This is a genomic window from Pelomonas sp. Root405 (assembly GCF_001425165.1).
GTDB lineage: Bacteria > Pseudomonadota > Gammaproteobacteria > Burkholderiales > Burkholderiaceae_C > Pelomonas.
This window is the reverse complement of record NZ_LMDU01000002.1, coordinates 98440-111866: the sequence shown is the minus strand read 5'-3', so window position 1 is coordinate 111866 and position 13427 is coordinate 98440. Positions and strand designations below refer to the sequence as shown.

Here is a 13427-nt window from a genome sequence, read left to right as displayed (position 1 = left end):
TCAAAGGCGTTGTCTCATCCCGATTGGGGAGGCGTAGGGGCCGGACCCGGTAGCGGCGGGCGCAATGGTGGGGCGTGATGATTCATGCGTCGCTTCAGTCGCCAAGTTGACTGCTTCGCAAGGCGTGGCCGCGCTAAGGTCGAGGCCTTGCTTGTCTCCTCCACCCGCCCGGGTGGATTCAGCCCTTCGAACCGCTCGCCGGCCGAGGGGCTTTTTCTTTCGCGCTCGCTTCAATGCGCTTGCTGAGGAAGGCCGACCCGGTCACGCCGAAGCGCCATGGCTGCTCTGCAGCCTTGCTGATGCCGATGCGCGCGCCGCTGGCCACGTCGACAGGGCCCGCCGGCGGCTGCAGCTCGAACGGTGGCCGGTCCAGCGGCAGGCCGTCGAAGGACCGGTCTATGCCCAGCGCCTGGCCGACCCGGCCCGGACCGGCGGCCAGCAGGCGCAGCGCCTCCACGCCGCGGCGCGCCCGCATCACGTCCAGACCGTGGGTCGGCTGCAGCGCTCGGACCAGCACCGCCGCGCCATGGCCGGGCTCACGGCAGACGAAGTTCAGGCACCAGTGCAGGCCATAGCTCAGGTAGACATAGGCATGGCCGGGCGGCCCGAACATCGCGGCGTTGCGGGCGGTGCGGCCACTGAAGCTGTGCGAGGCCGGGTCGTCGCCGTCGTAGGCCTCGGTCTCGACGATGACGCCGCCCACGCCGTCGACCAGCAGGGTCCAACCGAGCAACTCGCGGGCGACGTCGACGGGGCTGGCATTGAAATCGATGGACATCCTGCGAGGCTAGGGCAATTTGCCAACCCGGCCTGCGCAGGCGTTGCCTCGCGCCCGCCCGCGCCTCACAACTTGCGCAGATAAGCCAGCAGCGCCGGCGTCTCGGCATCCGTGAAGGGCCGGTCGATCACCGGTGGCGCCACGCCCGGTTGCGTGGTCAGCAGCGGCGCGGCGGGGTTCTGCACCTGCACGCGAATGAAAAACTGCTTGTAGTGCGCCAGCATGTCTTCCAGCGTGGCGGCGGTGTTGTTGGAGAAATAAGGCGCCGTCAGCGCGATGCCGCGCAGGCTGGGAATGTCCATCTTCTGGATGTCACCCGGCCCGCCCGGCGTCGGGTAGCCGGTGAGCAGCAGGCGGCCCGGGTCCGACGTGGTGACGCGCGTCACGCAGGCCGGCTGCGGCGCGGCGCCGCCGCAGGGCGTGCCGGATGGCGGCGAGCCGCTGTTGGTGATCTGGTAGGTGCGCACGTTCGCCATCTGGCTGGGGCTGCACCGGACAAACACGAAGCGCGGCGGGCTGGCGGTGTCCACCGGGCGCGGGCAGGCCGTGATGATGTCGTGATAGCGCACCAGCGCTGTTGGCGTGCCGGTGATGCCCTGGCGGATGGGCGCGCTGCCGCTCGGGTGGGCGCCGAGGTTGCCGTGGCACTGGGCGCAGGCGCGGTTGAAGACGCGCTTGCCGATCAGTTCCAGGTCGTCCAGCGGCGGGTCGGGGTCGGGCAGGGCGGCGCTGGCGGCACTGGCCATGGCCTCGGCGAGGCGCTTCACGCCGGGGCTGGAGAACTGGGCGTTCTGGAAGGCGGCGAGGTCGTCCAGGAAGGTGTCCGGCGCGTCCACCGTGGTGGCGGCATGGCTGCGCAGTGCGCTCTGGGCCTGGCTCTGCAGCGTGTCGATGCGGCCGTCGAGCTGGTAGCCGCCGCTGGGGTTGGCGCCCCGCGGCCAGGCCGGCGACTGGCCGTCGGGGCCGGTGAGGCGGGCGTCCAGGATGGAGGGCACGGCGCGCCAGATGTCGGCATGGGTCTCGGCAGTGGGCCGCGCCGAGGCCGGGCAGGGCACCGCGGCACCACAGTCCAGCAGCTTGACGTTCTCGGGCAGCGGCAGCGTCACGCGAACCAGGCCGTTGACGGTGAGGTTGGTGAAGTCCCGCGCGGCGGCGCCCAGCACGCGGAAGTCGTCTGCATCGATGGCACGGAACAAGGGGTCGTCGATGCCGCTGGCGAGCATGGCAGCCAGCCGTTCCTGAGCTTTGGCGGGGCTGAGCTGAAAGCGCTCGGCCGCTGAGTGACAGTCGACGCAGGCCCGGCCATTGCCGCCCAGGCCGAGCAGTTGTCGGTCATGGAAGTTGGCCTTGCCGCGGCAGACGGTGCTGGTCTGGTGTGACGCCAAGGTGGCCGCGGGCGTGAGCAGGCAGCCGTCTTCGTCCAGCGCGGCGACCTCGGCGTCACCGCCGCCACCGCCGCAGGCGGACAGCATGAGGGCGGCGAGCAGGGTGAGGTTGATGGCATTCATGGGGGTGCGTCTCCTTCGGGCATGGCGCCGGCCGCGGGGCGCGGACCGTCACGCCACAATGGCCCGCCCGCGCCGCAGTCGTCTTGAACGGCGTCTGAACGATTCCTGAAACCCCTGTGAAGCCGCGCCATGCCTGCGCCCGAACTCCTTGCCTTTGGCGATTTCGTGCTGCAGCGGTCCCAGCAGCGCGTGCTGCAGCGTGACGGCACCGAGCTGGTCCTGACGCCGCGCCTGTTCAGCGCGCTGCAGCTGTTGGTCGACCACCCGGACACGCTGCTGGACAAGGATCGGCTGATGCGCGAGCTGTGGCCCGGCCTGGTGGTGGAAGAGAACAACCTCAGCCAGACCATCTCCAGCCTGAGGCGCGCTTTGGGCGACGAGCCGGCGGGCAGCCGGTACATCCAGACCGTGCCTCGACGCGGCTTCCGTTTCATTGCTCCGGTGACGGTGCTGGACGACGCCGTGCCGCCGCCCGCACCGCCCGCACCGCCAGCAGCGCCAGCGATTGTTGCGACACGCCAACCGGCGCGGCGCTGGGCGCTGGCTGGCGGCGCTGCCGTCGCTTTGACCGGCGCATGGTGGTGGCTGCGCCGTCCAGCGCCGGCCGTCAACGAGCCTTCCGGCCGCGTCACGCTGGCCGTGCTGCCCTTCAAGCCGTTGGCCGCCGAAAGCCGCGACGAGTTGCTGGAGCTGGGCATGGCCGACAGCCTCATCACACGCCTGTCGCTGGTGCCGGGGCTGGTGGTGCGCTCGGTGGGCTCCGTGCGGCGTTACGCCGGCAGCGAGCAGGACCCGGTGCGCGCGGCGCGCGAGCTGGACGTGGACTGGATCGTCGACGGCTCGCTGCAGAGGCGCGGCAGCCAGCTGCGCGTCAGCGCCCGCCTGCTGCGCGCCAGCGACGGCAGCGCGGGCTGGAGCGACAGCTTCGACGCGCAGTTCACCGGCGTCTTCGACATGCAGGACCAGATCTCCGCCCGCGTGCTGCAGGCGCTGGCACCCCGCCTGCAGGCCGGCGGCGGCGCGGCCACCGGCCTGCCGGCCAAGCCGCTCGGCGGCACCCGCAACACCGACGCCTACGAGTTCTACCAGGCCGCCACGCGGCATGCGCAGGCGCGCCGCGGCGACAGCCTGCGCAAGAGCATCGCGCTGTTCGGCCAGGCGCTGCAGGCGGACCCCGGCTACGCGCTGGCCCATGTCGGCCTGGCCGAGGCCCTGCGTGAAACCCTGCTCGCCGCCGACGCGCCGCCCAGCGATGTCTTCCAGCCCGCCAAGCAGGCCGTGCAGCGCGCGCTCGCACTTGCACCCGACCTGGCGGCCGCGCTGTCCGAGCAGGGCTTCAGCCTCTACTACTTCGACTTCGACTGGCCCGGCGCCGAGCGTGGCTTCCGGCGCGCGCTGGCGGTGAACCCCAATGTGGCCATGGCCCACTTCGGCCTAGCCCAGCTGCTGCTGACGCAGGACCGGCCCGACGAAGGCATGCAGCACCTGCGCACGGCGCGCGAGCTGGACCCGATGTCGCCTTTCCTCAACACGCTGGAAGCCGGCTACCTGCTGGCGCGCGGCCAGCGCGAGGCCGCGCGCTCGCGCCTGCAACGGGCCTTCGACATCGCGCCGGATTTCTACCTGGCCCACCGCACCCAGGCCCTGCTGCATCTGGCCGACGGCCAACCCGACCTGGCCCTTGCGGCGCTGCGGCGCACCGCCGAGCAAGCCGGCGGCAACAGCCGGCCTCAGGCATTGCTGGGCATGCACCTGGCCCGCCTGGGCCACTCAGCCGAGGCCCGCGGGATCCTGGCGCGGCTGCTGCAACGGTCAAGCCATCAGTTCGTGCCACCGATCTCGCTGGCCGTGCTGCACAACGCCTTGGGTGAAACGACGCTGGCGCTCGACGCGCTGGAGCGCGCCCATGCCGCGCGGGACACGCAGCTGGTGTTCCTGAAGGACGACCCGCGCTGGACCGGGCTGCGCGAGCAGCCGCGCTTCCTGGCGCTGTTGAAGCAGCTCAAGCTGGACGGGTATGGGCCGGGCTTGTCGCCGAGCTGATCGAAACTCACGCCGACCGGCACTCCAACACCGCGATGAGCATCTCCATATCCAGCACCTTCACGACCCAGGTTCTGTCCGCCGATGACCTGCTTCCGCTGCGTCGCATGCTTGAGCTTTTCGGCCGCGCCTTCGACGACACGGCCACCTACTCGGCGCAGCAACCGGACGACAGCTATCTCCAGCAGCTGATCGCCAGCCCCACCTTTGTCGCCATCGCCGCGCTGGCCGGTGACGACGTGGTGGGTGGACTGGCTGGCTATGTCCTGCCCAAGTTCGAGCAGCAGCGTTCAGAGTTCTATATCTACGACCTGGCCGTGGCCGAGTCGCATCGCCGCCAGGGCATCGCCACGGCCATGATCGGCGAGCTGCAGCGACTGGCCGCGGCGCGCGGCATCTACGTCATCTTCGTGCAGGCCGACCACGGCGATGACCCGGCGATTGCGCTCTATACCAAGCTGGGCGTGCGGGAGGACGTGCTGCACTTCGACATCGCGCCCGCCCCCAAGGCCTGACGACCGCCGGCTACTTCAAGCCCGCCCACCAGCGCCTGTTGATGCGCGGCTGCCCGACCGTCATGACCTCGCCGATCTCGGGCGTGGCCAGTGCCAGGCCTTTGGCCTCGGCCAGGTCGGCCAGCCGGTTCAGCGGGTCCTGCCAGGTGTGGAAGGCCAGGTCGAAGGTGCTGTTGTGTACCGAGAACAGCACCTGGGCGCGCAGGTCGATGAAGGCCTGCACGCTTTGCTCCGGCGTCATGTGCACGGCGGGCCAGTAGGTGTCGTAGGCGCCGTTTTCCATCAGCGCGAGGTCGAAGCCGCCGAAGCGCTCGCCGATCTGCTTGAAGCCGCCGAAGTAACCCGTGTCGCCGCTGTAATAGATGCGCTGCCCGCCGCTCTCAAGGACCCACGACGCCCACAGAGTGCTGTTGCGGTCGCTCAGCGTGCGGCCGGAAAAGTGCTGGGATGGTGTCGCCGTGAGCTTCACGCCGGCATGCGCCGCGGCCTGCCACCAGTCGAATTCCTGCACGCGCTCGGCCGGCACGCCCATGTCCACCAAGCGCGCCTTCACGCCCAGCGGCACGAAATAGCGCTGCACGCGCAGCGCCAGGTATTCGATGGTGGGCACGTCCAGGTGGTCGTAATGGTCGTGCGACAGGATCAGGCCCTCGATGGGCGGCAGCTGCTGCAGCGTCAGCGGCGGCGCATGGAAGCGCTTCGGGCCGGCAAAGCTGAACGGCGACACGCGCTCGCCGAACACCGGGTCGATGAGCCAGAACTTGCCCTGCAGCTTGAGCAGGTGAGACGAATGGCCCAGCCGCACGACATGGTTGGCGCTGGCGTCGAGCGCCGCCAGCTGCGCAGTGGTCAGCTGCCGAACCGGGATGGCGTCCACCGGCACCGTGCCGACCTTGTTGCTGAACAGGAAGCGGGTCCAGATCGACCAGCCGCTGGCCCCCGGCGGTGTGTCGGGATTGGGCGGATTGGCGAACAGGCAGTTCTGCAGCTGGGGCGAATTGGCATAGGGCGCGCTGCAGTTGCTTTTGCTGGCGCAGCTGGCGATGAGGGCGAGGCTGGCGACGAGGATCAGGCGCAGGAAAGATCGCATGGAAACGAGTGTGCCCGAGGCAGGCCACGCGAGCCGCGGCATCGGCCTATGGCCCCACCCCCGCCGCCTGCGCCGCCAGCGTGCCCAGCTCGCCGTACAGCGGCAGCACATTCGTCCCCAGCGCCGGATGCACGCGGTTGGACAGCAGCACGAAGAAGCTGCGGCTCGTCGGGTCCAGCCAGAAGGCGCAGCCGGTGAAGCCGGTGTGGCCGAAGCTGGTGGGCGGATACAGGCTGCCGCGCGGCCGGGAGAAGGGCGAGGCGATGTCCCAGCCCAGGCTGCGCTTCTCGGCCAGCGCTGCGGGTGACTGCGGCGTGGTCAGCAGTGCCACGCTCTCGGGCGACAGCAGGCGGCGGCCATCCTCGGCCAGGCCGCCGGTCAGCAGCATGCGGGCAAAGCGGGCCAGGTCGGCCGTGGTCGTGAACAGGCCCGCATGGCCGGCGGCGCCTCCCATCTTGCGCGCGGTCGGGTCGTGCACCTCGCCGCGCAGCAGCTGGCCGCTGGGCAGGCGCTCGGTGGGCGCGATGCGCGCCGCGTCCATGCGCTGCAGCGGCAGATAGCCGCTGTCCTTCATGCCCAGCGGCGCGAACACGGCCTGCGCCGCATGGCGCGCCAACGGCAAGCCACTCACGCGCTCGACGATGCGGCCCAGCAGGATGAAGTTGACGTCCGAGTAGCGGAACAGCGTGCCGGGCGGCGCGGTCAGCGGCAGGCCGCAGGCGATGCGCTCGGCGTCGCCGGGGCCGGCCCAATCGCCGGCGCCATTGCCCGGCAGGCTGGCCGGCAGGCCGGAGCTGTGTGTCAGCAACTGGCGCAGCGTGATGCCGGCCTTGTCGACACCGCCGCAGCCGGGCAAATAGCGCTGCAGCGGCGCTTCCATGTCGAGTTGGCCGCGCTCGCGCAGCAGCTGCACCAGCGTGGCGGTGACGACCGGCTTGGTCAGCGAGGCGGCATCGAAGACGGTCGCCTCGTCCAGCGGTTCGGGTACCGGGTCGACGGCACGCTGGCCATAGGCGCGGTGATGACTGCCGTGGCCGACGCGCTCGATCCAGACCGCGGCTCCCGGCAACTGCCGCTGCGCGATGAGGCGCTCGACCGCCTGGTCGGCCTGCGCCAGCGGCGCGGGCGCCAACGCGGGCCGGACGGCGCAGCCGCTCAGCAGGACCGGGACCAGCAGCCAATGGGCAATGGAGATTCTCATCGCGGGATTCTCCGGGATGCTGCGCCGCACCAGCTGGCCGCTCGACAGTGGACGGCACTGTCGAGATGGCTCGTTTAGGGATAAAAGACGAGTCGAACGCTCGGTTGCGTCACGCCGGCGTCGGTCCTAACGCGGTGATCCCCGGCCAGGGTCGTCATCCCGACGAGCCTGGCCCAACGGATGGAGGCCTCGTATGAAGCAGATCGGCCTGGTCATGCCAGCCGCCAGCCTTGCCCTGCTGGCGCCTGCTGCGATGTCGGCGCAGAAGCTCGAACCCGTTGTCGTCATCGGCGTGCGGGCCAGCGTCGAATCCGCCGCCGAGCGCAAACGCAGCAGCGCCGACATCGTCGACGGCATCCTGGCGCAGGAGATCAACCGCCTGCCCGACCTCAGCGTGGCCGACGCGGTGCAGCGCATCACTGGCGTGCAGATCACGCGCGACCGCGGCGAGGCTTCGGTGGCCACGGTGCGTGGGCTGGGTCAGATCGAGACCACGCTGAACGGCCGTGAGCTGTTCACCGCCGGCTTCGGCCGGGCGCTGGACTACGCCGACTTGCCGAGCGACATGCTGGCCGGCATCGATGTCTACAAGACCTCGGCGGCCTCGCGCATCGAGGGCGGGCTGGGCGGCACGGTGGACCTGCGCACGCGCCGCCCGTTCGATTTCCGCCAGCCCATGCTGGCGTTGTCGGCGCGCCATCTGCACGGCGATCTCGTCGGCCGCGGCGCCGGCCAGTTCGCGCTGCTCTACGGCGGCGGTGCGGCCACCGCGGTGGGCGAGACGGCGCTGCTGGTGAACCTGGTGCTGCAGGACCGGGCCTACCGCGAAGACCAGAAGAGCACCGGCTCGCCGATGCTGTGCAGCGCGCGCGCCGCGTCGGGCTGCCGGCTGGACCTGGTGCCCGGCGAAGACACCGTCGCGCCGAGCAGCAGCAGCGAGAGCGCCAACCTCGGCCGGCGCCGCCGCAGCGCGGCCAGCCTGATGCTGGGCTGGCGCCCCGACGCCGCCCTCGATCTCTACGCCGAGGCGCACTTCGCGGAGCTGAAGACGAGGCAGGACACGCAGCAGCTCAACATCGGCCCCAACTTCGCGGCCGGCAGCGGCTTCGAACCCGCCAGCGTCACCCTTTTCACCGGCACGCGCGACGTGCAGCGCATCACGTGGACGAACGCGCCAGTCTCCATCCTCGGCTTTGCGCGCGACACCATCGACCGCACGCGCCAGCTGGCTGCCGGTGGCGCGTGGTCGCAAGGCGAGCTGCGGCTGAGCGCCGACCTCAGCCACACGCGCAGCCTCAACCGCCTGTTCTTCGCCGGCCCCACGCTGGCCGCTACCGCAGCCCGCTTCACGCACGACGTGGCGGGCGCGGTGCCGGCCACATCGGTCGCGGGCACGGACCTCGCCAACCCGGCCAACCTGCGCTATGTGTCCATGGCCTACCGGGTGCGGCCGTTGCGTGGCAGCCTGCTCGCGGGCCGGGGCGACGCCGAGTGGCAGCCGGAAAACGGCCTGCTGGAGCGCGTGGCCATCGGCTGGCGCCATGCGCGCCGCGAGGCCGACAACGCGCCCAACCTGATCTTTGGCGACATTGCGGTGCCGGGTACGCCAGCGGCCACCCAGCCGGGCCGCACGGCCGTCTACCCCTACTCGCCCTTGCTCGATGGCCGCACAAGCAGCATCGAGGGTTATCTCACCGACACGCTGGCCGACGCCCGCGACCCGGTGGCGGCGCGCGCGGCTTTTGGCATCACCACGCCGCTGCCCACGGCGGGCGGGCCGCTGGGCGTGTGGCACATCCGCGAAGCTACCGACGCCGCCTATGGCGAGGCGGGCTGGAAGCTGCCGGCGCTGGCCCTGGACGGCCAGGCCGGCTTGCGCCTGGTGCGCACGCGCGCCACGCTGTCGGGCAACCAGAGCGTGCCTTCCACCGGCACGGTCGCGCCGCTGGCCATCGACACGACGACGACCGACTGGCTGCCCAGCGCCAACCTGCGCTGGCGTGCCGGCGGGCCCTGGCAGCTGCGTGCGGCCGCCTCGCGCACGATCACGCGGCCCGACTTCAACCTGCTGTCGCCATCCATCACGCTGACGCCGAACAGCATCAACCCTCAGCTCAACCAGGGCACGGCCGGCAACCCGGCGCTGCGGCCGCTGCGGGCGACGAATGCCGACCTGGCCGCTGAAGGCAATTTCGGCGCCGGCCATGCCGCTTCGGTGACGCTGTTCTGGAAACGCGTGGACGGCTTCATTGCCACGCGCAGCCAGGCGGAGACGCATGACGGCCAGCTCTACCAAGTCAACCGCCCGTACAACGCCGACGCCGGCCGCATCCGGGGCGCGGAGCTGTCCTACCAGCGCTTCCTCGACTTTTTACCCGGTGCCTGGCGCGGCCTCGGGCTGCAGGCCAACGCCACCTTCGTCGACAGCAGCACCTACGACCGCGCGCTGCGCTCCACTGTGGCGATGCAGAACCTGTCGCGCCGCAGTGCCAACCTCGTCGGCCTGTACGAGCACGGCGCCTGGTCGGCGCGGCTGGCGTGGAACTGGCGCAGCAGCTTCCCGAGCGGCACGGTCAGCGTCGTGGGGCTGGGTGCACTGCAGACGACCACGCGCGCCTATGGCTGGCTGGATGCCTCGCTGCGCTGGCGCATCACCGACGAGCTGACCTGGTCGCTCGACGGCGGCAACCTGCTGGGCACGCTGCGGCGCTCCCATTTCGGCGTCGAGACCCGACCGCAGAACGCCTGGGTGAATGACCGCCAGCTTGGCACCAGCCTGAGCCTGCGCATATGAGGCTGCGCGGCTTGCGATGGGGCGCAGCCGCCGCAGCCTGGCTGCTGCTGCTGTTGCTGACGCTCGCCGTGGCCGCGCCCATTGACGACTGGCGCCAGCGCGCCACCGCCGTGCGCAAGCTGGCCGACAACGACGCGCCGGCGTCCTACGTGCAGGCGCAGCGCCTGCAGGCCGAGCTGCCGCCCGATGCGCCGGCCGCAGACCGCGCGCGGGTGCTGAACCTGCTGGCACGCATCGAGATCCACCTCGGCCGCTCGGCGGAAGCCGTCGCGCGCGCCGAGCAGGCGATGCGCGAGGCCACCGCGGCCAATGATCGCCCCGGCCAGGCCGAGGCCGACATGAACCTGTCGTTGGGCGCGGTCAACCTCAACCATGTGGAGCGCCTCGTCGAGGTCACCTCGCACAGCATCGCCGTGCTGGACGGGGTCGACCGGCCCGACCTGCTGGCCGAGGCCCTGTTCCGCGGCGCCTTGGTGCTGCGCCGCGTCGGCCGGTTCGAGGAGTCGGCCACGATGGCCTTGCAGTCCATGGACGCCGCACAGCGCTCGGGCGACACGCTGGCACTGGCCTATGCCCACCACGGCCTGGCCGTGTCCTATATGCAGAGCGAGCGCTTCGTCGAAGCGGGCGAGCAGCTGGAGCAGATGCGCCGGCAGTCCCTGGCCGCCGGCTCCAAGCTGCAGGAAGGGTTCGCGCTGCTCGGCCTGTCCAACGAGGCCCACCGGCGCAAGGACCATGGCGAGGGCGAGCGCTTGGTCGCCCAGGCCATCGCCGCCTTCACTGCGGTGGCGACGCCGGTGAATCTTGCCAACGCCTTGCACAACCATGCCGAGCAACTGCTGAACCAGGGGCGGCTGCAGGAGGCGCTGGCCGAAAGTGACCGCACGCGCGCCATCCTCGCCACGACGCAGTTGCGCGCCGGCCGCTTCCATGGTGCCCAGCAACGCAGTCGCATCCAAGAGGCGCTGGGGCATTCTGCGGCGGCGCTGGCCGAGGCCGAGGACGCCTATGCCGAGTCACTCGCACTCGGGCAGCCGCTCTACATTGCCAGCGCCGCGCGCCGGCTCGCGCAGCTGCAGGCGGCCGCGGGTGACATTCAGCGCGCCTACCGGCTGGCCATCGACGCCGCCGACATGCAGGCGCGTGCCAGCACCGAGCGCAGCGCCGAGCGCCTGCTGGAGGCCGCACAGCGCCGCCGCGACGAGGCGCGCCAGCGCGAGCTGGCCGAGCTGCAGCGCCGTGGCCAGCAGCAGGCCACTGAGCTGCAGACCCGGGAGCTGCAGGAGCGTTGGCTGTGGACGGTGCTGGCCGGCAGCATGCTCGCGCTGGTCGGCACGGTGTTCTTCCTCGTGCGGCTGCGCCGCTCGCGCACCGAGGTGCGCCGCCTGGCCAACACGTTGGAGCAGCGCGTGCACGAACGCACTGGCCAGCTGGAGCGCGCCCAGCACGCCGCCGAGGCCGCGACGCAGGCCAAGAGCGAGTTCCTGGCCAACATGAGCCACGAGATCCGCACACCGATGAACGCCATCCTCGGCATGTCCTACCTGGCGCTGCAGACCGGGCTGGACGCCAAGCAGCGCAACTACGTCGAGAAGGTGCACCGCGCGGCCGAGTCGCTGCTGGGCATCATCAACGACATCCTGGACTTCTCGAAGATCGAGGCCGGCAAGCTGGAAGTGGAGACCATCCCTTTCCAGCTGGGTGACGTGTTCGACCAACTGGCCAACCTGGTGGGCATGCCGGCCGAGGAGAAGGGGCTGGAGCTGCTGTTCATGCTGCCGGCCGAGCTGCCCACCGGGCTGGTCGGCGACCCCTCGCGGCTGGGCCAGATCCTGCTGAACCTGGTCAACAACGGCATCAAGTTCACCGAGCGCGGCGAGGTGACCGTGGCGGTGTCGCTGGCCGAGCGCGTCGGCCGGCGCGCGACGCTGGGCTTCGAGGTGCGCGACACCGGTATCGGCCTGAGCCACGAGGCCTGCGAGCGCCTGTTCCAGCCCTTCACGCAGGCCGATGCATCGACCAGCCGGCGTTTTGGCGGCACGGGCCTGGGCCTTGCAATCTGCCGCCACCTCGTCGAGCGCATGGGCGGCCGGATTTGGGTGGACAGCGAGCCCTCGCGCGGCAGCAGCTTCCACTTCAGCTTGCCTTTCGAGCTGCAGCCTGGGGCGCAGCCGGTGCTGGACACGACAGAACTGCGCGGTACCCGGCTGCTTATCGTCGACGACCACCCGGCGGCGCGTGAGCTGCTGTGCGCCCTGGTGGCCTCGCTGGGCTTGAATGCCGAGGTGGCGGCCGATGGCGAGGCGGCCCTGGCGGCCGTGGCGAATGCCGATGCCGCCGACCGCCCCTTCAAGCTGGTGCTGCTGGACTGGCGCATGCCCGGCATGGACGGCGTCGAGTGCCTGGCGCGGCTGGCCGCCATGGCCGGCCGCCACGCGCCGCCGACGGTGCTGATGGTCACCGCCTTCAGCCGCGACCAGGCCGAGCGCCAGCTGCTGGCGCGCGGCCTGCAGGTGGCGGCCCTGCTGCCCAAGCCCGTCACGCCGTCGGCCCTGCTCGACGCCTGCGTCACGGCGCTGGGCGTGAAGGCGGCGCTGCCACGCCGCAGCGAACAGCGGCAGGAGAAGCTGCACGCGCACCAGGCCAGCCTGGCCGGCGCGCGCATCCTGCTCGTCGAAGACAACGCGATCAACCAAGAATTGGCCTGCAGCCTGATGGAGCGTGTGGGCATCGTCGTCACCATCGCCGGCCACGGCCGCGAAGCGCTCGCCGCGCTGGACAGCCAGCGTTTTGATGCCGTGCTGATGGACTGCCAGATGCCGGTGATGGATGGCTACGAGGCCACACGCGCGCTGCGCCAGCGTCCCGCGCTCAAGGAGCTGCCCGTCATCGCGATGACCGCCAACGCGATGGCCGGTGACCGCGAGAAGGTGCTGGCGGCAGGCATGAACGACCATGTCGCCAAGCCTTTTCGCGTGGACGAGCTGTTCGCGACACTGGCGCACTGGGTACGCCCGGCGTTGGCGCAGCCCGAACGCCAGCCCCTGCCGTCCGCGTCGGGCCTGGACCTCAGCGCCGGCCTTGCGGCGGTGGACGGCAACGAGGCCTTGTACCGGCGGCTACTCGGCATGTTCCGCGAGCGGGAGGTCGACTTTGCGGCGCGCATGCGGGAGGCCTGCGCCCGCGGCGACGCGGGGGCTGCCCTGCGCAGTGCCCACGACCTGAAGAGCGTTGCCGGCACGCTGGGCATGCAAGCCTTGCAGCAGGCCGCGGCGGCGCTGGAAGCGGCGTGTGCACAGGGTGTCGACGATGCCGTCATCGCGCCGCCGTTGACCGAGGTCAACCGGCTGTTGCAGCCGCTGCTGCGCGCCCTGTCGGAACCCGGTCCCCGTGTGACCTAACCCACATCTTTGGCGGGCTCATCGGCCGCCGCCGACGCCAGGCCGCAGAAGCGGTGTTTTTCAGCGCACCCCGCGGCGCCGCTGGTTCTATCTTCAC

Annotated in this window: 8 protein-coding genes; 4 read left to right on the top strand and 4 right to left on the bottom strand. The window is 70.9% G+C overall.

Annotation, left to right across the window (positions count from 1 at the left end; genetic code table 11):
- Positions 1–178: 178 nt before the first annotated feature.
- Together ASC81_RS07395 and ASC81_RS07390 are read right to left on the bottom strand one after the other, a co-directional pair.
- Positions 179–778, bottom strand: a complete 600-nt coding sequence (locus ASC81_RS07395) for a DNA-3-methyladenine glycosylase (RefSeq protein WP_056264673.1) — start codon at positions 776–778, stop codon at positions 179–181.
- Positions 779–843: 65 nt separating this feature from the next.
- Positions 844–2286 (bottom strand): hypothetical protein, encoded by a 1443-nt coding sequence (locus ASC81_RS07390; protein ID WP_056264670.1) that lies wholly within the window; start codon positions 2284–2286, stop codon positions 844–846.
- Between the two features lie 129 nt (positions 2287–2415).
- Here ASC81_RS07390 and ASC81_RS07385 point away from each other — a divergent pair, with 129 nt between their 5' ends.
- Complete coding sequence (locus ASC81_RS07385) at positions 2416–4329, top strand: winged helix-turn-helix domain-containing protein (protein ID WP_056264668.1); 1914 nt, start codon at positions 2416–2418, stop codon at positions 4327–4329.
- Positions 4330–4364: 35 nt separating this feature from the next.
- Complete coding sequence (locus tag ASC81_RS07380; RefSeq protein WP_056264665.1) at positions 4365–4844, top strand: AAC(3)-I family aminoglycoside N-acetyltransferase; 480 nt, start codon at positions 4365–4367, stop codon at positions 4842–4844.
- A gap of 10 nt (positions 4845–4854) precedes the next feature.
- On the opposite strand, the gene ASC81_RS07375 is transcribed toward ASC81_RS07380, so the two are convergent.
- Positions 4855–5934 carry an MBL fold metallo-hydrolase gene (locus tag ASC81_RS07375; protein ID WP_056264663.1) on the bottom strand — a complete coding sequence of 360 codons (1080 nt, stop codon included), beginning with the start codon at positions 5932–5934 and terminating at the stop codon, positions 4855–4857.
- 46 nt (positions 5935–5980) lie between these two features.
- Positions 5981–7135, bottom strand: coding sequence for a serine hydrolase (locus ASC81_RS07370; RefSeq protein ID WP_082536343.1), 1155 nt, complete (start codon positions 7133–7135; stop codon positions 5981–5983).
- A gap of 193 nt (positions 7136–7328) precedes the next feature.
- Here ASC81_RS07370 and ASC81_RS07365 point away from each other — a divergent pair, with 193 nt between their 5' ends.
- The gene (locus ASC81_RS07365; RefSeq protein ID WP_156391875.1) at positions 7329–9929 is read left to right on the top strand and encodes a TonB-dependent receptor; all 2601 of its coding nucleotides are present in this window, start codon (positions 7329–7331) and stop codon (positions 9927–9929) included.
- Positions 9926–13330 (top strand): response regulator, encoded by a 3405-nt coding sequence (locus tag ASC81_RS07360; RefSeq protein WP_056264661.1) that lies wholly within the window; start codon positions 9926–9928, stop codon positions 13328–13330. Before ASC81_RS07365 ends, ASC81_RS07360 begins: the two co-directional genes overlap by 4 nt.
- The last annotated feature ends 97 nt before the right edge of the window (positions 13331–13427 follow it).